Annotated in this window: 1 protein-coding gene; it reads left to right on the plus strand. The window is 66.5% G+C overall.

Annotation, left to right across the window (positions count from 1 at the left end; all coding sequences use genetic code 11):
• Nucleotides 1–78 precede the first annotated feature (78 nt).
• Nucleotides 79–381, plus strand: a complete 303-nt coding sequence (locus BTA51_RS29030) for a YbaN family protein (protein ID WP_094712546.1) — start codon at nucleotides 79–81, stop codon at nucleotides 379–381.
• Nucleotides 382–436 lie beyond the last annotated feature (55 nt).

A 436-nucleotide genomic window follows, 5' to 3' on the forward strand; every position in this document is an offset into this window, starting at 1 on the left:
TTTGTGGAGTAAAGATGAGGGGGACGGGCTTTCCGGCGGACGCGGGCGCGTTATGTTGCGCGCAAACGGAGGCATGGCGTGTTCAGGATTTTGTGGACGATTGGCGGCGGGCTGGCGCTGGCGGTTGGGATTGACGGCCTCGTGCTGCCCATGGGGCCGACCACGCCGCTGCTTCTGCTCGCCGCCTTCTGCTTCGCGCGCTCATCGCCGCGATTGGAGATGTGGCTGGTCGAGCATCCGCGCTTCGGGCCGCCCATTCGTGACTGGCGGGCCGAGGGCGCGATCTCGTTACGTGCGAAGACCATGGCGCTGGTGGGGGTTGCTGCGACCTTTCTTTTTAGCGGGTTCCTGCAGTTGCCGGGGGGCGTCCTTGCGGTTTAGGCGGGGACCCTTGGGGCGGGGACGCGGTTCATCCTGACCCGTCCGAACCCACCGG

This window comes from Hahella sp. CCB-MM4, from assembly GCF_002260525.1.
In the GTDB taxonomy this organism is placed as follows: domain Bacteria; phylum Pseudomonadota; class Gammaproteobacteria; order Pseudomonadales; family Oleiphilaceae; genus Hahella.